Annotated in this window: 14 protein-coding genes, 1 tRNA gene and 1 riboswitch; of the genes, 5 read left to right on the top strand and 10 right to left on the bottom strand. The window is 50.0% G+C overall.

What is annotated here, in order from left to right:
- Positions 1-27: 27 nt before the first annotated feature.
- Positions 28-2,157, bottom strand: a complete 2,130-nt coding sequence (locus tag IPF95_13585) for an elongation factor G (protein MBK6475716.1) — start codon at positions 2,155-2,157, stop codon at positions 28-30.
- A gap of 189 nt (positions 2,158-2,346) precedes the next feature.
- A complete protein-coding gene (locus IPF95_13590) occupies positions 2,347-2,553 on the bottom strand; it encodes a hypothetical protein (GenBank protein ID MBK6475717.1) in 207 nt (68 codons plus the stop codon).
- 297 nt (positions 2,554-2,850) lie between these two features.
- Positions 2,851-3,039, top strand: a riboswitch (cobalamin riboswitch).
- Positions 3,040-3,142: 103 nt separating this feature from the next.
- On the opposite strand from IPF95_13590, the gene IPF95_13595 reads away from it, so the two are divergent.
- Both IPF95_13595 and IPF95_13600 read left to right on the top strand, forming a co-directional pair.
- Positions 3,143-4,423, top strand: coding sequence for a T9SS type A sorting domain-containing protein (locus IPF95_13595; GenBank protein ID MBK6475718.1), 1,281 nt, complete (start codon positions 3,143-3,145; stop codon positions 4,421-4,423).
- Positions 4,424-4,485: 62 nt separating this feature from the next.
- Positions 4,486-4,557: transfer RNA gene (locus IPF95_13600), tRNA-Thr, on the top strand.
- A 77-nt stretch (positions 4,558-4,634) separates the two neighbouring features.
- On the opposite strand, the gene IPF95_13605 is transcribed toward IPF95_13600, so the two are convergent.
- The 5 genes from IPF95_13605 to mutL all read right to left on the bottom strand — a co-directional run bounded on the left by IPF95_13605 (position 4,635) and on the right by mutL (position 10,007).
- Entirely contained in the window at positions 4,635-5,021 is a 387-nt protein-coding gene (locus IPF95_13605) for a hypothetical protein (GenBank protein MBK6475719.1), read from the bottom strand.
- 155 nt (positions 5,022-5,176) lie between these two features.
- Complete coding sequence (locus tag IPF95_13610) at positions 5,177-6,262, bottom strand: endonuclease/exonuclease/phosphatase family protein (protein ID MBK6475720.1); 1,086 nt, start codon at positions 6,260-6,262, stop codon at positions 5,177-5,179.
- Positions 6,263-6,351: 89 nt separating this feature from the next.
- Positions 6,352-7,254, bottom strand: a complete 903-nt coding sequence (locus IPF95_13615) for a rhomboid family intramembrane serine protease (protein MBK6475721.1) — start codon at positions 7,252-7,254, stop codon at positions 6,352-6,354.
- A gap of 138 nt (positions 7,255-7,392) precedes the next feature.
- Complete coding sequence (locus IPF95_13620) at positions 7,393-8,112, bottom strand: rhomboid family intramembrane serine protease (GenBank protein ID MBK6475722.1); 720 nt, start codon at positions 8,110-8,112, stop codon at positions 7,393-7,395.
- A gap of 29 nt (positions 8,113-8,141) precedes the next feature.
- The gene (gene mutL, locus IPF95_13625; GenBank protein ID MBK6475723.1) at positions 8,142-10,007 is read right to left on the bottom strand and encodes a DNA mismatch repair endonuclease MutL; all 1,866 of its coding nucleotides are present in this window, start codon (positions 10,005-10,007) and stop codon (positions 8,142-8,144) included.
- A gap of 269 nt (positions 10,008-10,276) precedes the next feature.
- Here mutL and IPF95_13630 point away from each other — a divergent pair, with 269 nt between their 5' ends.
- Together IPF95_13630 and IPF95_13635 are read left to right on the top strand one after the other, a co-directional pair.
- A complete protein-coding gene (locus tag IPF95_13630) occupies positions 10,277-13,276 on the top strand; it encodes a serine hydrolase (protein MBK6475724.1) in 3,000 nt (999 codons plus the stop codon).
- Between the two features lie 85 nt (positions 13,277-13,361).
- Entirely contained in the window at positions 13,362-13,997 is a 636-nt protein-coding gene (locus IPF95_13635) for a hypothetical protein (protein ID MBK6475725.1), read from the top strand.
- A gap of 87 nt (positions 13,998-14,084) precedes the next feature.
- On the opposite strand, the gene IPF95_13640 is transcribed toward IPF95_13635, so the two are convergent.
- Positions 14,085-14,606: a hypothetical protein gene (locus IPF95_13640; protein MBK6475726.1), complete on the bottom strand. Its 522-nt coding sequence runs from the start codon at positions 14,604-14,606 to the stop codon at positions 14,085-14,087.
- A gap of 166 nt (positions 14,607-14,772) precedes the next feature.
- Here IPF95_13640 and IPF95_13645 point away from each other — a divergent pair, with 166 nt between their 5' ends.
- Positions 14,773-15,015 (top strand): hypothetical protein, encoded by a 243-nt coding sequence (locus IPF95_13645; GenBank protein MBK6475727.1) that lies wholly within the window; start codon positions 14,773-14,775, stop codon positions 15,013-15,015.
- 414 nt (positions 15,016-15,429) lie between these two features.
- Here IPF95_13645 and IPF95_13650 read toward each other — a convergent pair whose 3' ends face one another.
- Together IPF95_13650 and IPF95_13655 are read right to left on the bottom strand one after the other, a co-directional pair.
- On the bottom strand, positions 15,430-17,703 hold the full coding sequence (locus tag IPF95_13650) for a BamA/TamA family outer membrane protein (protein ID MBK6475728.1): 2,274 nt from the start codon (positions 17,701-17,703) through the stop codon (positions 15,430-15,432).
- 72 nt (positions 17,704-17,775) lie between these two features.
- Complete coding sequence (locus IPF95_13655; protein ID MBK6475729.1) at positions 17,776-22,896, bottom strand: translocation/assembly module TamB domain-containing protein; 5,121 nt, start codon at positions 22,894-22,896, stop codon at positions 17,776-17,778.
- Positions 22,897-23,023 lie beyond the last annotated feature (127 nt).

Below are 23,023 nucleotides of genomic sequence, written 5' to 3' on the forward strand. Positions count from 1 at the left end.
GCTATCATTGAAGCATTTCAAGGCCAGTCACGCAGCGACCCCTTCATCCGTATGTGCATTCACCAGTTTGTGCTGTATCTCATATGGAACCTGCTGATAGGCATGAAAGTGCTCGGTGAATGTTCCTCGGCCCTGCGTTAGACTGCCCAACGTGGTGCAATACCGGCCTAATTCAGCTAACGGCGTATGCGCTAAGATGACCTGATATCTGCCTGCTCCATCCACGCCCATGACAACACTCCTACGTGTCTGCAGGTCGGTCATAACATCGCCCATCAGATCAGCAGGGACACGGACCTGCAATTCATGGATCGGTTCCATTAATTGAGGGTCGGCCTCATTGAATGCTTCACGGAAAGCTTGCAGACCAGCGATCCGGAAGCTGATGTCATTGCTATCCACAGGGTGCATTTTGCCATCGAACACGACCACACGGATGTCCCTTGCCGGTGAGCCGGTGAGCGGTCCGTTCTCCATTTTTTCCATGATCCCTTTCAGGATGCTGGGTAGGAATTTATTATCGATAACACCACCCACGATGCAATTGTAGAATACCAATACGCCACCGGTAGGCAATTCAACGACCTCCTTGCCACGAACGCTAACACCGGTCGGGTCCGGCATGCCTTCGTACCAAGGGTCGATGCGCAGACTCACTTCCGCGAACTGACCGGATCCACCGCTTTGTTTCTTATGACGATAATTCGCTTCTGCCGCTTTCCTGATCGTTTCGCGGTAGGGTACACGGGGATCGCTATATGCAACGTCCACTTTGTAGTGGTGCGCAAGCTTCCATTTAAGCAAATTGAGGTGCAATTCACCTTGGCCGCCCACCACTTGTTGTGCAGTTTCCCGGTTGTAGGTTAGTACGATCGTTGGGTCTTCTTTCTGGATCTCCAACAATGCTGCATGGAGCTTTTCCTCCATTTTCACATCAACCGCTCTGATCATTTGTCTAATGCGCGGTTGCGGGAACGCAAGCGGAACCAGTTTGATCCCTTTACCAGGTGAGTGTAATGTATGTCCGGTCGAGGTTTCTTTCAGTTTGATGGTGCCTCCAATATCACCGGCTTCCAAAAGGTTCACATGCTTTCGTTCCTTACCCTCCATAATGAAGAGCTGATTGATACGTTCGATATTACCCGTGTTGTCATTGGTAAGCTCCATGCCTTCTTTTACCGTTCCGCTCATGACCTTGAACAGGGAGATATGACCAGCATGTGGTTCAATGACCGTCTTGAATGTGAAGAGAACAGTAGGCCCATCGGTCTGGCATTTCAGCGAGCCGCCACCCTCCAGTTCTTCCGCGGGCATTTCGGTTGCGCTTGAGGCTACATTATCGATAAAACCCATTAGTCGGCCGCTACCCATGTTTCGCAAAGCACTTAAACAGAAAACAGGAAAGCATGTGCGTTTCATCATTCCGAGGTTCAGGCCCGCTCGCATTTCATCCTCATCCAATTCGCCTTTGTCAAAGTAGTGTTCCATTAAGGTCTCGTCATTCTCCGCTGCTTTTTCGACCAGCACCTTATGAAGCTCCTCTGCTCGTTCAATCTCTCCAGCAGGGATAGGTAGTTTTTCAGGTTTGCCACCATCATCCTTGAACACATACATCTTCATCTTGAGCAGATCGATGATGCGATGGAATCCCTCACCTTCTTCGATCGGATACTGCATCACCGTAACTGAACTGCCAAAGTGGATCTTGGCTTGCGCAACTGTAGCTTCGAAGTCAGCATTCACGTGATCCAATTGGTTCACACCAATGATCACTGGACGGTCGTAATGTTGCATATGCTCCCACACAAGGTCCGTCCCCACCTCTACTCCGTGGCGTGCATCGAGCAGTAATAAGCAGGTATCTGCAACACGTAATGCGGGTATGGTCTCGCCCACTAGGTCATCCAGTCCAGGGGTGTCCAGAATATTGATCTTGAAATTGCGCCATTCCGTATGCAGGCATGTGCTGTATACGCTACTGCTGCGCTTGTGTTCCAACTCATGATGGTCGCTTGTTGTGTTATGATCCACAATGTTTCCGCGGCGATCGATCACTCCAGCTTCGAACAACATGGTTTCGGCCAGGGTGGTCTTGCCGCATCCGTGGGATCCAAGGATCGCGACGTTCTTAATGTGTTTTGCATCGTAGGTCTTCATGGCGCAAGGAATTAAGATCCTGTGCGGCCTAACCTAAAATGTTCCCACACTACTGCGGGTGACCGATGCAGGATGATCGTGAAACGAAAAAGAACGAACTTCGAGGCTATGAAGATATGAAAGGATCGGATAAAACAAGAACACCCTGCTTTTTCGGCAGGGCGTTCTTGAGTGATCTACTGGAAGGTCTCAGTTCAGAGCTTCCATAGCACGGTCTCCTTGTAGCGTATTGAAGCGAGCCAATACCTCGTCATAACTACTGGGTAAGTTCAACTCCTTCATGGGGTCGAAAGCGAGATCATTACTTTCCTTATAATTTGAATAGCACCGTTTCGCAATTTGCTCAGGTGCCTGCATCGACGTCTCGTCCTCGCTCTGCTTGATCTCTTTCTTCATCGGTCGTATTCCCATGCTTTCAATGCTGCGTCGACCGAAATGATCGGACCACTATTGATAGTGTTGTTACAAAGATATGGTTAGGAAGACATAAAAGTAAAGAAGTAGTACAAATGTTAGGTCAAGGATTGGAGGGCCAACCATGATATGGGATCATAAGATAATTCGGAGGATCGGGATTGATAACCTTTGGTCGGTTCTCGGCAATACGGTCATTTTTGATCTAAGGATAGCGTCACTTATCTTCGGCACCGTGTAGTGGTCCAATGTTATCTGGAGGAGATGTACTTAGGTCCGGATCCAAAGGGTTGCATTGGTTAGATCAAAAGAACATTGATCGAAAAGGGAATCCCGTTCAACCGGGAGCTGTTCCCGCAGCTGTAGACTGCTGAAGCTTGTTGCACAAAGCCACTGGGATCAAGATCCGGGAAGGCGCAACAAGTAGGGTAGTGAGCCAGAAGACCTGCCACCACACAATAGTTCGGCCACGGGAAATGGCACGGTAGCTAGTGCATGGGCGCCTACCATATCCTGGGGTTTCACCACATTAACGCTGTGCGGTGAACGCAGCACCCAAAAAACAATTAACATGTATCGTTCAATTCTTTCGTGTGCAGCTTTCGCTGTGGTTCTATTCGCAAATGCTCAACTGCAAGTGCGGCAGGTCTTCGCTCTCAGTGAAGGCTATTTTGATTACGCCAATAGCGTACAGGTCATTCCGGTAACGCTTGGATCCTATGACCCGGGAACAGGTATGTTCCAGACCGTTGCAACATTGACGGGGCCTCGCTTCGGATCCGATGTGCTGGTAGATGGTGCTACCGTATTCGTAGCGGCGGATGATCGTATCGTAAAGTACAGTGCGGACGATTATACGGAGCTTGACCTTGCGATGGTACAAGGAGTTAGAAAGTTGGCGATCTGGAACGATAAGTTGCTTTTGACGCGCGGAGAACTCGGCGGTCTCGACCATTATTTCGAGGTTCGGGACAAGAATACCTTGGATCTGCTTTGGAGCATAGACCCAGTGGATGGATTGACGCGAAGCGCAGAAGACGTGGTCGTTCTGGAGGACAAGGCCTATCTCGGAGTGAACAATGCGTTTGATTGGGCAAACCTTTCCGGGATCATTGGAGAAGTTGATCTTTTAGCGCAGACCTACGGACAGGAAGTGGATCTAGGCCCCGCTGGGCTGAATCCAGAGAAATTGTTCGTGGTCAACGGCATGTTACATTCATTCAATAACACCGATTTTTCCAAGAGCAGTATCAGTACCGTTGATCCTCAGATATCCGCATTACAGGGCACTACGGATGTTACTTCTTTATCCAGCTGTGCGGCTTCTGTAGTTTCCGGAGATAACATCTACTTCCTGGAATATGCTCAGAACGAATTGGCGCGATACTCGATCAGCAATGATGCGGTTCTGGACACGTTGTTCGGATCACCTGCGGTCTATGGTATTGTAGAGGACGATCTGAATAACGTGCTTTATGCCACAACGACGGACTTTTCCAGTACTGGAGAATTGCTTGTGTTGGATCTGAATGGAACGATCCTATCCAGTGTGCCAGCAAGTGTTAGTTGCGGAAATCTTGCTGTTGATACCCGCAGTACCACAGGCATTGGTCCTATCGAACTGCCTTCTTTCAACCTGTTCCCGAATCCAGCGGACGATAGTATTACGATCCAATTACCAGAGCAAAAAGAGGCATTGATGGTCGTTGTGCTGGATGCTACGGGTCGTACGGTCCTCACCACCAGAACACAGTTGACCGGTCGGACGGTCATCGATATCGATCAATTGGTGCAAGGAGTATACACAGTGAGCATAGCTGATCATACCCCCATCCAATTTACCAAATTCTGATCGGCAGAAGCTTACATTTGCGGCCCCCATCGGAAAGAATGATCTTTTCGTTGGGGGTGTATGCCTCCTTAGCTCAGGGGTAGAGCAGCTCACTCGTAATGAGCAGGTCGTCGGTTCAAATCCGATGGGAGGCTCCCTAAAATGAAAGCCCTTCAATGAAAATTGAAGGGCTTTTTTACGCCTTATTACGAAAAGTGTCGGAGCGGTAGATCTACGCAACACGCATAGAAGCACGTGCAATTGCCGCAAACTCGTGCGGCGTGGACTGCACATCAACGAGATCCACGACCTCATTCTTTACGAAGCGTACTTCCCATGTACTACCAGAGCGTTTTTGTTGATCGGTCCATAGCGCGAATTCAATACACGCAAGGTCGGGCTCAATGTAATGAGCGAACAAGGTGAATCCAGCGCTGCCCCCGACAGGTGGAGAAAGGATGAACTGCACCGATCTGCCATCACGCAAGAAACCGTTGGCAAGGTCAATTGCCAGACTGTCGCAATGGACACTCGCAGCTTTTAGGAATGCGGTCACCCGTTCGTCTCCAAGCAACTTATGTGCATGAATGGTTGCAGTATGGTGTGCGCTTCCTTGCATTAGCGGAAGCAAATCTGAGGCAAGAAAAATAGCGATCCAAATGTATTCGACCAACCGTATGAACTTGGCGGCAAGAGGCCGACTCTGCTCTATTTGCTCACTTCATCGATCTGCGAATTCCGTGCAAGCAGCAACGCAAGTGCTTAGTGTGATCGCTATTCGCCCTTGGTAGCGATCATGACCGAGATAGGGCGATGGTCGCTCAACTCAATTGGCAATGTCTGAAAATCCCAGGAGATGATCGACTCGTCGTGTAGAATATGATCGATCCGGAGGCCCGGCAAGAAACCGACATACGTTGCGCCGGTCCCAGAGCCACTTTCACGGAATGCATCAACCTTATTTCCTTTCAGTTCATTGTAGCTGAAGCTCATTGGAACGTCATTCATATCTCCACAGTAGACCACCGGATGGGGGCTAGCGGCCATATGTGCGGCAATACGTTCAACTTCATCGCTTCGGAGATCGAAACCGCGGTGTAGGCGCTTCAGAATACGAAGCCCACCGGTACGAATGGAGTCCCGGTCCGTATCCGTATCCAACTTTTCAATGAACTTGTAATCCTCATCGCCGAAATGATACGAGGCCAAGTGCGCATTATAGACTCTGATCGTATCATCCTTCAAAGCAATATCGCTCCAAATACATTGATTGTTCGGGTTCTCCGGGAATTTGATATCGCCTTTTGCAATTATTGGAAAAGCGCTGAAAGTGGCGATACCGAAATGCGTATCCAGGCGCGTGTGCTGGGTGTAGCGATCATGAATGTGGGTATATCTGAATTCCTTTAGGAGTGCATCCTTGGTCCTGAAAAAGATGGTGTTGCGGCTGTAAAAGAATTCCTGCAAGCATAGGATATCGGCGTCCTGTGCATGTAATTCTTTGAAGATCGCATCGCGCGTAACCTTGTTTCCGGTCCAATTGTACAGGTCGAATAGGCGCACGTTCCACGACAATAATTTGATCGGAGCGGAGGCTGTCAGTTCCGGTGCATCGGTATTACCGAACAATTGAAAATGATCTGCCACATGCCCCCATCCGAACAACAATACAATTCCTGAAAGCAACATCCGTTTCCGTCGAAAGACCGCCCACCAGATCAAGAAGAAGAAATGGATCAATAATTGATAAGGGAAGCTTAGTGCCAAAAGTGCCGGTATCCAGAATGTCTTTGGGCTGGTATAGGGTGCCAAATAGGTGAACAACAACAACATTGCGCATAGGATATTGATCCACCACATTGGCAGATGCCACCTTGAGGGGCGCTTTTTTTCCTTCGTGCTATTTGTTATCGTTTCAATTGGGCGTGGATCGGTATGCCGTGATCGTACTATTTACCATTGCCCTCTTTGAAGAGGATGTTCTTCTCGTCCTTGCTCAAACTATCGTAACCACTTTTGGATATCTTGTCGAGTATTGAATCGATGCGCGCTTGTTGGGCCTGTTTTGCGGCGTTGTAGTCGGTGTCGTTTCGCTGTGGTTTTTTAGAAAAGGGTTTTTCTACCCGCATTCTTGAACCACTTTTTCGTTTGAATGGTCTTGCCAGTTTTTCCAATCCATCAATGAATGTCGTAGCCCAGTCATTGCCATTTGTGAGCTGTCGCGAAGCGAGGATACCGAATAGTGCACCGCCAATATGTGCTTCATGTGCCACTCCATCCGCCGTACCAACGCCCATCAGATCCAAGATCAGGATCACACCTGCAACGTACATTAGTTTCACCTGGCCAAAGAGAAAGAGGTTCACCACCATCTGAGGGCGGTAAGCTGCAATACCGATCAAGACACTGATCACGCCTGCCGATGCACCCATTACAGTTGCTCGAGGTGCCCCTGGTGCTACGTTCTGTAGCACTGCGAAAAGTAGAAATCCGGCTAGACCTCCAAGCATGTAATATCCCAGTAACCGCTTGCCGCCTAAAAGGTCTTCGAACATTCGGCCGCCCAACCAAAGGAGTATCATATTCCAGAAGATGTGGCCTACACCGGTATGGGTGAACATGTATGTGATTACCGTCCAAGGTCTAATGGCGAGGTCGCTCAGGTTGGAAGGTGCGGTAAGCCATTGCTCAACATAGACATGGCGCATCATCAGCGCGGTTCCTCCGTCCCATTGGGCAATGATCAAGAACACCAAATAAAGCAGGACCAATGCAACGAAAACACCAACATTCGCAAGGATCAGTTTCACGGTCATGCCACCGGCACGCCATTGCATCCTTAGTTCATCCATAATTCCCATAGCGTTCGGTCTGCCTCTTATTTTTGGTTGTTGAACAACGGTAGCAAAGGTCGTGCCTACCGATCAGTCAATCGCGTGCGAAAATGATCCGTGATCAACAACGTGCTGATCGATCAACTGGATGCGTTATCAGAACGCTTGTTTGGGGCCATCACCCCAGATCTTTAGGAGGATGAAACCAACCACCATTCCGCCGAGGTGAGCGAGGTGCGCAACGTTATCACCGGGGTTATTCTGAATTGCGCTGTACACGGATATTCCCGCAAAGATCCAAACGAAGTAGCGTGCTTTGATCGGTATGGGTAATGGGAACATGATCAATTCCACATTGGGGAAGGTGAGTCCGAAGGCCAGCAGGATACCATACAAAGCACCGGAAGCACCTACCATGGATGTGTTCATCAAGAGATTCAACTGGGCCATATCGGCATCAACGAAATTCTGTCCGTGGACCAACGCTTCAGCACCCATGGACTTTACTTCAGCAACCGCTTCTGGACTCATGTAATCCAACATGCGCATATATTCAAAAGCGTGTGCACCTGAATAGAACAACGCAGCACCTACTCCGGCGATCATGTAAAAGATCAGGAATTTCTTCGCGCCCCAGCGGTATTCCAAAGGTGGACCGAACATATACAACCCGAACATGTTGAGGCCGATGTGCAACCACCCACCATGCATGAACATGTGCGTGATGAGCTGCCATGGTTGGAAAAGCGGAGAGGTGAAAAAATGAAGCCCGAACCACGTGTCCATGCTGTCACCACCAAAATCTCCGAACCCGGAGACCTTGATCAGAAAGAAGATCACATTGATGATCAATAGGTTCTTAACGACGGTTGGGATCCCGGATAAAGGGTTCTGTGAGAATTGCATCATCGTTCGAAACGTTCATTGAGCTCGTCGAGCCCGTAAGTGATCAAAGTCGGTTTGCCGCTGGAGGTGGTGTACGGCATTTCGCATGCGAAGAGGCGGTCGATCAGGTCAAGCATTTCCGCGCTTGTCAAATTGCGCCCGCTGCGGATCGCCATGCTGCGCGCCATACCGGTCGCTAACACTTGGTGCCGTTCATTGCGCAGACCACCTTTCTGCTGCTTTAGTTGTTCCAATAAATTCTCGAGCAAGCGGGTAGGGTCTTCATCCGCAGCTTCGGCAGGCATCCCATTCACTTGAACGGTTCGGCCCCCGAACAATTCCAGATCGAAACCCATTTTCCGTAGGTCGGGCAGTACTTCTTCCACCATTGCCAGGTCTGCGGCATTCAATTCTACGTGACGCGGAAAGAGCTCGGTCTGGGTAAGGCCTGCGCCGCTCTCGAGTAACTTGAGGTTGCGCTCAAACAAGACCCGCTCGTGGGCACGATGTTGATCCACGACCATATAGCCGTTCCGCAGTTGAGCCAAGATGTAGGTTCCGTGTAACTGGAATAACGGGCGGTCACTTTGCTCGCCATCCAATTCGCGCGATGGCAAAATGCGTGGTTCGCTGTATGGCCGACCGTCCATTTCACGGGCCGGTCTGTTTGCCTCATCTTCGATGGTGTCATCCACTGGCGATGCCAACCCCATATTGAATAACTGTTGCCAGCCTTCGGCACTCGGTCGTGGCGGGGCCGTGAATGCGCCTAGATCACGTGGGTTCCAGTCGGGTGCTTTGCTGGACGCAGCAGCACTGCTGAACGCTGCGATCATGGCCGGCTCCGGTTCAAAATCCAAACTGGGCACAATGTTGAATCGACCCAAAGCACGCCGTACAGCTGCATGAACGATCGCATAAATAGCGCGGTCATCACGGAACTTGATCTCGGTTTTTGTAGGGTGGATGTTAATGTCGATCTGTGCCGGGTCCAATTCGATGAACAAGAACCAGGATGGGAAATTTTCTCGAACCACCAACTCTTCGTAGGCACGCCGGACCGCATGGTCCAGGTAGCTGCTGCGGATGAATCGTTGGTTGATGAAATAGTATTGCTCTCCGCGCGTGCGCTTTGCGAATTCGGGCTTCCCGACGAAGCCGGTCACGCTCACGAAATCCGTGTGTTCTTCAACCGGGACCAACCGTTCATCATACTTACGGCCGTAAAGGCCAACGATCCGCTGACGTAGTGCTGCACTTGGTGTCGCATCATCCAACGCACCGCTCAGGTTGAACTCTTGAACATCGTTGTGTACGACTTGGAAGGCAATATCCGGATGCGCCAACGCCACACGATGGAATTCTTCCATAACGTGCTTCAGTTCAACACCATCACTCTTAAGGAACTGCCGGCGGGCCGGGACATTGTAGAAAAGACTACGCACCGAGATCGTGGTTCCAATAGGACCGGCCATTGGGTCCTGCGTACGAACGCGACTTCCTTCAATGGTGATGTGGGTTCCAAGCTCCTCGTGCTTATCCCTGGTCTTCAGGTCAACTTGTGCAATAGCAGCGATACTCGCCAAAGCTTCACCCCGGAATCCCTTGGAGCGCAACGTTTGTAGATCATTGGCTTCACGGATCTTGCTTGTAGCGTGTCGTTCGAAACAAAGACGCGCATCGGAAGCACCCATTCCGTGCCCATCATCGGTCACTTGGATCAGTGTACGACCGGCATCCTTGACCACAACGATGATCCGCTTAGCGCCGCTGTCCACACTGTTCTCCAACAGCTCCTTTACAACGCTGGCTGGACGCTGAACCACTTCGCCCGCAGCGATCTGGTTCGCCACGTGGTCCGGTAAGAGCCTGATCAGATCGGCCATGATCCGGAAGCGAAAGGGTTGGTGTATGACATGCACTTATGGAGATCGAACAATCGATATCCGAAGAATTCGTGCAAAAGTAACTGCTGGTGCTGAAGGGAGTTCGGATCGGTTCTTGTTCATAGATTCCTTCATCGATCCGCATGATCGGCAATATGATCACGTTTTCAGTTGTAGAATAGGCGCTATCACCATCAATTCGTTGTTAGCAAGTGAGCGGTTCCGGCCTTGATCTTGCGCATGACCACGGATAGTTTTGGGCTTCCTTAATGAAGAATACTCTTTCCATACTCGCTGTTTCCGCAGCATTAGCCCTATTTTTCAGTGGTGTTCCGCACCAGGATCGTGCTGTGGAATTTCCACCGCCTTTTCTGAAATCGGCCACGCCATGGGCCGACTCAGTATTCAATACGCTAACGTTGGATGAACGCATCGCCCAGTTGATGATGGTGGCTGCGTTCGGCAATAAGAACAGCAAACACGTAGAGGAAGTTGAGCAATTGGTCCGCGAACGGAATATCGGAGGGTTGATCTTCTTTCAAGGTGGTCCGGGTAGGCAAGCAAATTTGACGAACCGTTATCAAGCGGCCGCGAAAACGCCGTTGATCCTAGGGATGGATCTGGAGTGGGGCTTGGCCATGCGCTTGGACAGCACGATCCGTTTCCCAAGACAGATGACGTTGGGGGCAATACAAAATGACGAGTTGATCGAAGCGATGGGTTTGGAGATCGCACGGGAAATGAAGCGGCTTGGCGTACACATCAGTTTCAGTCCGGTGTTGGACGTGAACAACAATGCTGCGAACCCGGTGATCAACGACCGCAGTTTCGGTGAGGACCGTGAGTTGGTCGCGCAAAAAGGTATCGCCTATATGCGCGGGTTGCAGAAAGGAGGCATCATGGCCACAGCGAAACATTTCCCCGGTCACGGTGATACGGATACGGATTCGCACAAAGCATTGCCGGTCATTATGCACGATCGAAAACGCTTGGATGAAGTGGAACTCTATCCGTTCCGGAGATTGATCGCTGAAGGGCTATCGGCCATGATGATCGCGCACATGGACGTGCCAGCACTGGACAGTGCCGTTGGCGTACCAAGCACGTTGAGCAAGCCGATCGTTACTGATCTTTTGCAGACGGAGATGGGTTTTGAAGGACTGATCTTCACCGATGCACTGAATATGCAAGGCGTTGCAAAATTTGATAAGCCCGGGGAGATCGAATTGCGTGCGTTGATCGCTGGAAATGATGTAATGCTCTTTCCTCAGGATCCGGTTAAAGCAATTGAGCGGATCAAGCTTGCGGTGGATAGCGGCGAGATCGCACGATCGCTTATTGATACAAAATGCCTGAAGATCCTTCGCGCGAAAGAATGGGCAGGGTTAGCTAAGATGAAACCGATAGCGACCAAGAACTTACAAGAAGACCTGAACCCTGTGTCGGCTCAGTTACTGCGTAGAGAGCTCTATGCAAATGCCATTACGGTGTTGAACGACCACAATAACATCTTGCCGATCGGGAAATTGGATTCTCTGAAGATCGCTTCGGTTGTGATCGGCGATAGCGTCGGAAACCCTTTTCAAATTGGCCTCCAGCGCTATGCTGATGTGAAAATCTTCCGTTGCAATAAGGCCATGCGGCCGGATAGTATTCAAGCATTGTTGCGGAAGTTGGAGCAGTTCGATCGCGTGATCGTATCCGTACACAATACCACCTGGCGCTTGAACAAGGACTTCGGTGTTCCTGAATCTTCGATGGATATCATTCGAGAGATCGCTGCCAAGAAGCCGACCATTTTCGCCCTTTTCGCGAATCCGTACACGCTGACCAGAGCTTATGGATCCAACTACATGGCTTCGGTGTTGGTGGCCTACGAAGAGACCGAAGAAACGCAAGATCTAATGTCGCAAGTGATCTTCGGTGGCATGGGCGCGAATGGTAAACTACCCGTAACACCATCATCATTCTTTGTATTGGGCGATGGCAAAGAGGTGCGTTCCAATGGTCGGTTGGCGTATACGTTGCCCGAGAGCATTGGCATCCGTAGTGCGGATCTCGCTGCGATCGATGCCATCGTTGCGGAAGGCATTAGCGCAAAAGCCTATCCTGGTTGCGAAGTATTGGTTGCAGTGGATGGCAAAGTGATCATGAACAAAGCTTACGGCAATCCAACATACGAGAAACTGCGTCCCACAAGATCCGATGATATCTATGACCTGGCGAGCATCACGAAAGTGGCTAGTACCACACTCTCGTTAATGAAACTAGTGGATGAAGGAAAGGTGGATCTCGATGATACTTTCGGTAAATACCTCCCGGAATTGAAAGCCGATCATCCGGGTCATGCGCGGATGGAATTGCGCGATATGCTTACTCACCAAGCAGGATTGAAGCCTTATGTTCCATTCTATTTGAGGTTGATGAAGGATGGAAAGTTGAAGGCTGGAATTGCCAGTGACAGCGCCACAGAGAAACACAACGTGCGCGTTGCCGATGGTCTTTACATCCCACAAGCTTATCGCGATAGCATGCTCACGTGGATGCTTGATACGCCTCTTGGAAAGAAGGGTGACTACGTCTATAGTGACATGGGTTATTACCTCTTGCAGGAATTGATCGAACGCGTTACTGGCGAGCCGCTTGAACGTTATGTGCAGCACACGTTCTACGTACCTCTTGGTGCAAGTACATTGGGCTATAAGCCATGGGAGCGCTTTGCAAAAGGCCGCCTAGCACCGACGGAGTTCGATGTTGCATTCAGAGGGAAACAGATCCAGGGTGATGTACACGATCCGGGCGCAGCCATGAAAGGCGGTGTTGCCGGACATGCAGGCTTGTTCAGCAATGCGAATGACCTGGCCATAATCATGCAGTTGTTGGCCAATGGCGGCACCTACGGAGGTCGGCGTTATTTGAGCGAGAAGGTGGTAACTGAATTCACGAAGTGCCAATTCTGTTCACCCAGCGGAACGGGCAATCGACGTGGCCTTGGTTGGGATAAACCGGAGCGTGGTAAAGGTGGTCCTACGTGCGAATGCGTGAGTTATGCGAGCTTCGGGCATACTGGATTTACAGGAACCATGGCCTGGGCGGACCCTGACGCCAATGTGGTTTACATCTTCTTGAGCAACCGGGTTTATCCGAATGCGACCACGAACAAATTGGCAAGCATGGGCACGCGCACCAAGATCCAAGAGGTGATCCACGATGCCGTTGCTGCGCGCATTCGCCCTGAGCCACTGGCACGGACGGGGGTGGTGAAGTAGGGTGGAGTAGAAAACCAGATCCGCGGGAACGGGGTTGTAACGGTTAGTTATTATCTTTTAGCTTAAAATGGTTTGAATGAGATCCATGGCACGTTACGCTTTCGCATTAATACTTTTACTCGTCTTGGTCGGGTGTGGTGGACGTTGTGGCAAACCAGAAAATTTTGCTTTGCGAAGTACCGCGCTCGCATATTTCGGTCCATTCCTTGATAACAGTTATTGGGTATACCAGTGCGTAGAGGATACTTCCGTACTGGATACGATCACCTTGCATGGTCGACTGCATCGTATTGTGGAATTGGGTTCGGATTCAAGATGTAAACCGGACTATTCGGAAGAGTTATCATATCTGCTAATTGGTGGTATGGAGAGTGATACGATCCGGGTATGGTTGTCCGCTCGGCGATCCGACTCTTTTTATATGAACGGATCGTTCCTGGGTGATCAGCTTTACTTGTATGGAGATATTGAAGGTGACACCGATTGGTTCTATGTAAGTGACTATTGGAATGATGAACTCGTAAACCATGGTTCCCTGGCCATTGGAGGTATAACTTACGAGGGCGTTGTACAGATCAAGAAACCATGGGGAAATCCGTTTCCTGAACAAGTGCCATCATTCTGGTTGGCTCGTGGCGTCGGAATGATCCAGTTCCAGCTGTATGATGAAACCCTTGGTGAGCAAAGGACATATCAGTTGAAGGAATATCTTATCCAATAGTTCTTAATCGGATCGTTATTTAAGTTAAACCGCCGCAGGGTCTGCGCCTCGCGACCCTGCGACCGCTGAGATTGATTGTTACGTATTTCACCGCACGGTAGGTTGATAGGGTAGTTCATGGCGGTTCAACTCCGCTTTAATACTCGACAAAGCCATACTATTCTTTGGGAGAACGAAGCCCTCGACTAAGTCCCCATGTTCAAAAAACACACATTGTAACCTATCTGCTGGATCACCGCCGAATCTAAGTATCAAGAAGGCCTTGAATAATGCAGATCCCGGATAGTTTTCTTCTCCAAATTCAACTGACTCGGGAAGGCTCGGATCATATTGGAAGAATGAGATCATAGAAGTATTGTTGATGTTTTCCAATTGATGATCGAGAACTCGAATAATTCCGGAATGGATCGAATCACGATCTCCATCCAAGTAATAGAACGATTCACTAATTCCTTCTTTTGATTGAAGTTGGTAAACTTTGATCGAAGACGGTATGGAGATCTGTGATTGAAAATGTTCTTGACCAATGTCCTTATCAGAATTGGTCGTACAACCGCATACAAGCAAGATAGAGATGAATGTGCCGACGAACCTATGCTGATCTTTCATCAATAATTTCGTTAATCCAGCAGGTTCTATGCCTCGCGACCTCGAAGGTACGGCAAATCAAAAGCTGAACAAGGCAGAAATCAAAGACCACATTTACACCTGAAAAGCAACGTAGTTCCATCCGATCGGCTCAACATCGTAACTTTACGGGACGAAACCTAGCGCCATGGATATTGCACTTAAGAAGCTGGACCTGATGCAGCGCCTCATGTTGATCTGGGATGAAGCGGCACTGCAACGCGTTGCCAAGGTCATAGAGAAGGAAGCACCTTCCTCAATAGACCCTGATGATGATATTACGGATGAGGAGTACGCAGCGTTCCAAGAGGAGCTTGCCAAACGAGATCGCAATGAGATCAAATTTTTCTCAGAGGAAGAATCCATTCGCATTATCCGACAAGGGTCGTAAGAATGAAATACCGCTTGGATGTAGCGCCTAGCGTGGTTGCAGAAGCGAGGAAGGTCTATCTATATAGAGAGACGGAAAAGAAGGGGTCCGGCAACAGGTTTGTCGATTCGTTGGTCGAATGTTATGTAAGGATCAAAGCAAACCCATACGCGTATCAGGTACGCAAGGATCCGTTCCGTCATGCTTATCTGCATCGACTGAAATTCCGTGTAGTTTTTAAGGTAGAAGGAGATCTGGTCTCGGTTGTTCAAGTGCGGCACACAAGTCGCAAAGTCAGTAAACGATTTGGGCCATAAAACCGAGAAAGGTTTACTTCTCCGTATCAAAGAGGTGATCCACGATGCCCTTGCTGCGCGCATTCGCCCGGAGCCTTTGGCACGGACGGGGGTGGTGAAGGAGGAAGTGGGATCCGCCTCAGAACGGATACCCGATCGCGATATTCAGAATGAAATTATTCCACAGTTTCGGAGCTTGATCGTCGAATACCCAACGGTCTCCTTTTGGTAGGTCCGGGCGGCGGAGCGGGGTGGCGAGGTCCAGACGGATCACGATCACTTCGGGGTCGAAGCGAAGACCAACACCAGCTCCAACAGCGAGTTCATCCAACGCTGTGTCCCATTTGAATTGGCCTCCGGGGCGTTGTGGATCGTCATTCAAAAGCCACACGTTGCCGGCATCCGCAAAGATGGCGGCCTTGATAGGTCCGCCGATCACCCAGCGGTATTCCAAGTTCGCTTCGAATTTGATATCGCCCACTTGATCTATCAATAGGTTCTTTGGATTGTCGCTGTTCACTGAAGGAGAATAGGTGCCAGGGCCTACACCGCGCGCCCTGAAGGCACGCAAGCTATTGGTGCCGCCGCTGTAGAATTGTTTCACATACGGTGTTACCGAACTATTACCGTAGGGCACTGCTACCGACGCCAGTACGCGTGATGCGATCTGGGCCCCTTTGTTACCGATCCGTTGGAACCAGCGCACTTCGGGACGGAAACGTACGAACTGCGAGTAGCGCTCCCCGAACAGCTTGTACCCTTCCTCAGGACGAGGGCCGCTAATTGCATTCACACCGGAAATAATGTTACCTCCTTCATCTGTACCTACGCTGAGCAGCCACCACGAGAGATCAGCCTTACTGCGTTGTGATGTACGCATGTACGTATATCCTACGCCCACGATGAATTGCTCGTCGAAACTTCTGCGGATGGCGGGGTTGCCATTGAGGAAGGTGTTGAACACATCGCTAGCATAGTAGAGGTTGTTGTAGCTGATGTCCAACACCTTCAGATCATGCCATACCTGAGTATTGTAGCGCCAGACATAACTGTACGCCCCGTTAATGGATTCCAGACCATATAACCCGATCCTCCGGAAAAGTCCATAACCCACATCAATGCGCGTGGTGGGCACGGAAAAGCGGGCAGAGCGTAGAAAGGGCAGAAGCGCAAGTCGTGGAAGTACGAGCGAGGCTTTGATCCCGATCTCGTACGCATTCGTTCCCTTGTTCTGTCCGGCGAGTTGCGTTTCGAAGCGACCATTCAGATCCACGGTAAGCAATTCTGCGCCGCGTAGAAGATCGCGATCCTTAAAACCCACTTTTAGCCCTGGTCCTGCGAAGTTGTTGCTCTTGCTGGTGGCATTCAACTCGGTGAAGAGCGAGAATCGCTTTTGAGGAGTAAGCAGAACATCCGCGATCAGTGAGGCTTGTTTCGTACTGTCATCACGGAAATCAACCTGCACACTTCGGAAGGTACCGTAACTACCCAAGTAACGTTTGGTCTGCTCTGTGCGCAATTGCGAGTAGTAATTCCCGGCGCGAAGGAATACTCCGCGTGTGATCGTGCTGGGCCGGAACATGTTCAGGTAGTTGATGTACTTCAGGCTGTCTTCCGGGAACGTATCGTTGGGTGCAAGAAGATCATCATGATCGCCATGCACGAAGACCTCGCTCATGCGGTATCGCGTGCGTTCGTCATTACCGGTAGTGAGCTTTACACGTAAGCGCATATCCACCTGATGGTCCCCCACGGTGGTATCGGCTGCGAATTCCAGATCATCGTCCTTGAACCGATAGAATCCCATGTTCCTCAATTCGTCCGCCACGCGTGTGCGCTCTGCGATCAAGGCTGCCAGGTGGTAAGGGTCATCGGGTTTGATGGGACTTTTTTCCTTCGCCATTTGAATGTGTTTCTCCAGCGTATCGATACTGGCTACCGTTCGCGAACTATCCGTGTAGGCAATGGTACGTATGCGATGTACCCGGCCTGGTGTTACAAAAAAATCCACGCTTGCGGTGCGGCCTTTATTCTTCGTTTCGTGTCTGGATGTGGCGCTGAAATAGCCCCGGTTGTTCATTCGGTTCGCGAGTGCTGCATCAATATCCTTCAATGGCACTTCGTCGAAATAAACCGGTTTCGAACCGATCTTGTACTTCAGCAGATTCCGTAGTCCTTTGCCTTCCCGTTTAGGCTCCTTCGTCATGTTGTAGAGCGCAACAGTGGGCCGCATTCCGAAGACCGTGTTGTTCGGTTTGGGTTCGATAACGTTCTCCAATTCTTTCTGAGCTGCCGCAGCATCGGCTTCGGGGTTCTGGTTGAACCGGACTTCGTAACCACTGAACAACGGCCGTTCCGGTGTGGCGTATTTCAAACCACGACAACCGCTAATTAGCATGATCAACGCGATCATAAGAGGATATGTTTTTGCAGTTTTCAGGACTTCTCTTTCTTGCGTTCTTGGTGGTACATCTTCTATCTTATTCTACCGTCCGGGCGGAGGCTCTTCCGCCCCTCCTTCCCCATTTTCCGCGCGTCTTATCCTTTCCCTCTCCCGTATCCGGCCGCGTTCATTCTCTTCGAATTCCTTGGTGTACATCAATGCTACACCGCTATTGGTGATCTCGCCATCGTAAAGATCATACGCGTTCTCGTGGAAACCATGAATGCGGAAACGCCCGTCCTTCGTTAGATCATAGAGGATCGCATATTGTGCTGCTCGCGTGTTGCTCACGTTGCTCACTTGGCTGTTCGATTCATTCACGCCAACCGAACCTCCGACTTCAAAACTCAGGCGATCGTTCATTATGCTCTTGCTCACTTTGTAATCCACTGAAGTGCGCTGATAGGTTTGGTTCCCACTGGCTTGATCGTAAGTGTTCACACCCAGCTGGATATTTACGCCCTTGATGTATTTGCCACTGAGTTTGTTCAATTGATCGGTAAGCAATCCGTTAACGCTATTCCGCGCGGCACTGCTGGCGATACCGCTGCTGGGTGAACCGCCACTAGCTTCATCCTGAATGAAACTGTTCAACACCAGCAACCCGAATACTTGTCGATTTCGTTCATCGATACTGCCTGTTTGGGCCAGCTGCTCAAGTTTGCTGCTCACCTTCGGGTAGCTGTTACGCAGGTCGCGACTCAGGTCAATACCGAAATCGATCTTAGGGTCCTTGATGGCGCCATCCACACTGATCACCACTTCGAATGGGATGGGTTGTTGCAATCGGTTGCGTTCCACATCCGCTATGCCGCTGCTACTGCTAGCAACAAGCGGGTAGGGTGCACTTTCTGATATGTACCTTGCTTTGATCGCCATTGTCGCATCCAATGGGTCACCGTACCAGCGCACGGAACTTCCTTTCACCAGATCGAAGCGTTTTTTGACCAGGCCATAGAATTCAAGTGTATAGCCACCTTCTTCGATCGTGAAAGGGCCCTTCAGATAAATATCACCCTTCGGTGAATAGCGGAACGTAAGGTCTCCATTTCCCCTGAAGGTTGCTTGGTCGCCCGTAGTGGGATCCAACACCACAGCGAATTGTGCACCGTTGTCGATCAATATGCGAAGGTCCAATTCCACTCCCGGCAGATTGGCCATCAGACTATCTCGCAGCACTTCGCCATCCGTACTTAACGCCAAGGTGTCATAAGCATTCAAGTTATCGGTAAAGACCACCACACCTTCAGCTTGCACCAATTGCACTTTCGAACCGGGCAATACTACGCTGAAGTCCGTGCCGCTCAATATGCCAACAGTTCCCTTCAGCAATGGTTTCTTGGCCGAACCGGTTACTGTAAGATCCGTGCTCGCGAACAGGTCTCCGTAGAACAATTGGTTCTGATCGTACGTACTGCTGATCATCTGGAATTTATCAGTCTGAACTTTAAGGTCCAAAGTAGGTTCAGCCATATTCTTGAGTCCGATATCTCCATTCAATTCGAACGTATTTCCCAAGCTATCCGAGAGTGTGAAATTCTTTAGTGATGCATTCTGAGCAGTTAGTACCAACCGTTCGTTCTTCAGCGTGTAAGTGGCTCCGGTCATGATCACACCCACAGCAGCATTATTGAAGTCCAGACTCCCTTCCATTTCTGTCCGCTTCCCCTGTTGCGCGTAGCGCACCTTACCTTTTATACCTCCGTTCAGCGCATAGAGAAAGTTACTGACGAAGGGTTTCAGAAAGCTGATATTGCCAAGGTCTATGTCGGCTTCGGCACGGACCGCAGTATTTTCTCCAGTGGTGATCCTGGTGTTCGCATCCAATTTGTTCTGGCTGTTGGATAATTTTGCGGAGCCATCGTAGGTGGTGCTGTTCCGTTGGTCCGCGTTGAGGGTGAGTGTTCCAATCGGAGTGCCAAGTGTAGTCAGATCATTGATCGTGATCGCCGCTTTCAACAGACCATTCTCACTACGCGGAATGGCCACATCACCATCAATAGTGCCTGTAGCGACCGGTACGCTGTCCATAGTGCTCACCAAGTTGGTAAGGGTTGCCAATCTGAATTTGCCCAGCAGAACGTGCAACGCATCGGGTTCTGTCTTTAGTTCCAGACGCTGGTCTTCGGAGCGCAGAACGAAGTTCTCAGCACGCATTCCCTCTGCATCGAAATGCAACAAGTTCGTGCTATCGGCTTCCCACTTTATGTGGTCCAGAACAAGGTTCTCTTGAACGTGTAAGGTCCGGATCTTCTCAACATCCCGTAGGACCACTCCGATCAGGTATTGCTCAGTGCTATCCTCCGGCTGCACACGTAACGTAGTTATGAGCGCCCCTGCATCAGTTCTTGCCTTCACTTCCAGCCCATCAATATAAAGTGAATCGCGTTGGATGTGTGCAATGGTGATGTCTCCGTTCAATACGGCGCGTTCGGCCTTTACAGTGGTATGTAGTTCCTTCACACGGATGCTATCATACACGAGTAAAGGCATGTCGATGGTGAGGTCGATCACATCAGCATTACTGTCGTAGGTCCCCGAGAAGTTTTCCAGTTCTATGGCTTGTAATTGAGGCACCAATAATCCTGTGAGCCACTCCGTACGAGGTAAGGTGATCGCGAGGTCCATGCGTTTGCCGGTCCTAGCAATGAACGTAGTATCCGCAGTGAACAGGCTGATCAGCTTTTCGCGTGTACTAGGCAGTAAACTATCGATGGATAAATTGGTATGGTAGGCGAGTGTAATGGCATCGCTTTCGATCTCGAACGCAGTGGAATCGGTATTGAGCAACCCCTTCGCCAAGAAGCGTTCAAATTGGAAATCACGTTCATTATTGGCCATGCGCAGGCTATCCGCATTCAATTGGAAACTACCGTAACCATCGGGGTGGAATGCTGCTCGACCTTTCAAATTTCCATTGAAATTGAGCGCTCGATCCATTAAACCCAGTGCTTGCAATTTCAATGTATTCACCGCAATATCGAAACGTGCGGTGAGGCTATCTCCATTGCTAGGCCACGTGCCATGAGCATTGAGCACAAGATCGATGGGTTCCGCTCGGACAGTAATATTCGCATGGATCGAATCGCGCAGCGCATCGGCGACGATCTTTAAACTGCTGAGGTCATTGCCTTGGTAGCGTAATTTCTTGGGAAGAACTTCGAGATGGGCGATCCTGTTCGGTGAATTGATCTGCGTTCCGGAACCTTTGATGCGCGCACTTATGGGTGCGATGGCCGTGTCCTTCATGAATGCTGAAACGCGAAAGCGATCCACGTCCAGATCGATGTTGAATGCATTCGGAATGCTATCGCGCCAATCATCCACTCCAACTTTACCGCGTACTGATCCAAGGTCACTATCCATGTCGATGTTGGCCCGCATAGAACCATTGTCACCGGTGGCATCGGCAACTAGTGTGAAGCGTTCCGGTAGTACCATTCCCTGAGGGGTGAAGAGATGCACCGTCTGCCGTATACCCGCTCCCATCGTGATCTGTTCAATACCAAGCGCGAATGTTGATCGGGGCCAATCCGATGCATTCACAATGTGCCCTTTCAACCGTACTAGCGAACCTTGATCTCCGTCCAACAGCAATGCGATCGTATCCAGCGTCTGAAGCGTTCCACGTACGTTGACCTTCATTGCTAAGACCTCGTCCATGGTCAGTTCATTCGGAACTTCGATATCAAAGGCTTCCAGCAGTGGTTTCAATTGGGCAATATCGAGTTCTGAACTTGCTTTCAGTTTAAGTGGAATTGTTTTAGGGTCGCGATAGATCCGTGCGAGTTCCCCTTGTTCCGCTAGGGCTTCAAAGCTGATGGCAATCCCTCCAGCAGTAACCGATCCGTTGTTAATTGCGAAGCGTGCTGGAGTAGCATCCAACTTCAAGGAAGCTTCAAACGGAGTATCCTTGTGACCGGTCATCGCTTTCAACTTATCAATATCCGCAGCGATATTTTTGTTGTTCACCGTTAGGTCTTCCAATTCTAGCTCTAACTTTTTTACGACCAAGTGCTCGGGATCAAATAGCTTTTGTGCATCACTAACAGTGCTGGTATGCATAGCGAATTCACTTTCATTGATCGATACGGTTTTCGCCGTGATGTTCCAGTCACGAATGAAGAACCGGAAACCATCATTCTGGTCCAGCCAGATCGGTTCTTCTTTCAGTTTCTCTGTGGTGTCCGGTATCGCCTTCAGCATGCCGAAAGTGAATTCATTCAGCGATAGTTTCTCCAGTGAAGCCTGTTGTTCCGTTAGGTCCATGGCATCCGCAATAACTTCAACTTTCCCGGCATACATCCAAAGACTATCCCCCGTATTCGTGGTCTTCATGGTGAAGGATACGTTCTTCAATCCGAGGTTCTGAAAGCGAATATCCAAGCTATCCAGTGGATTGATCAGAGCGGGATATTCGTCCGCTTTCGGAGGCGATGATCGGGTCCGCATGGCGATCTTGGTATCGCTGAGTTGTAGATCACCAACGTAATAACGCTTCTGGGCAAGGTCTAGATCATCCATATCAATGGAAAACTCACCCAGATGCAGGTCCAAAGCCAAGTGCGAAGGTTCAAGTTCCAGGTCCAGAACGATATTCTTCAGCAACACATCTTCGATGGTAAACGCCCACCCGCCACTTGTATCTTTTGGTGCAACGGTCACGGTATCCTTTGAAGCAAAACCATCGATCACGAACTGGAAATTGAAGACACTATCGGCACGTTGGATCACTGTTGCTCGGACATCAGTTAGTTGCACCCCGCCCAACAAGATCTTTTTTTGGGTGAGTGCTGTAAGAGCTAAACGTGCTTTCACATCACCGGCATAGAGCAGCGTATCACCATCCTGTCCTTCTACATAAAGCCCTTCCAACGAAACCCCGATCGGGAAGCGTAAGGCGAAATGCCCGAGTTGCACTTCCGTTCCCGTCTTTTCTTGAAGGAAAACGATCGCCTTTTTACGAATGAAGTTCTGAACGGGTGGAACATAGATCAGAACTGCGATCAATGTGATCAGGAGAACTGGCCAGAAAGCGATATGTAGAAGTACACGAAGAAGCCTGCGTCCTATGCGTTTACGCTTTGGCGCAGGCCGTTCATCGTCTTTATTTTTTGTTCCACTCGCCAAGGCCCCTAAAGTACGTGCGCGCGATAGCGCCATAAACGTGCCGGATCAGGAGATCCAAACATTCATCGGTCGATCCCGCATATCGTCACTCCGGGCGCAGGGAGGCTTTGCGACTGGAGACCCGGATCAATACCAAGCCGATGCACGCTCATATCTGGGG

It is taken from the genome of Flavobacteriales bacterium, assembly GCA_016704485.1.
Classification (GTDB): Bacteria; Bacteroidota; Bacteroidia; order Flavobacteriales_F; family PHOS-HE28; genus PHOS-HE28.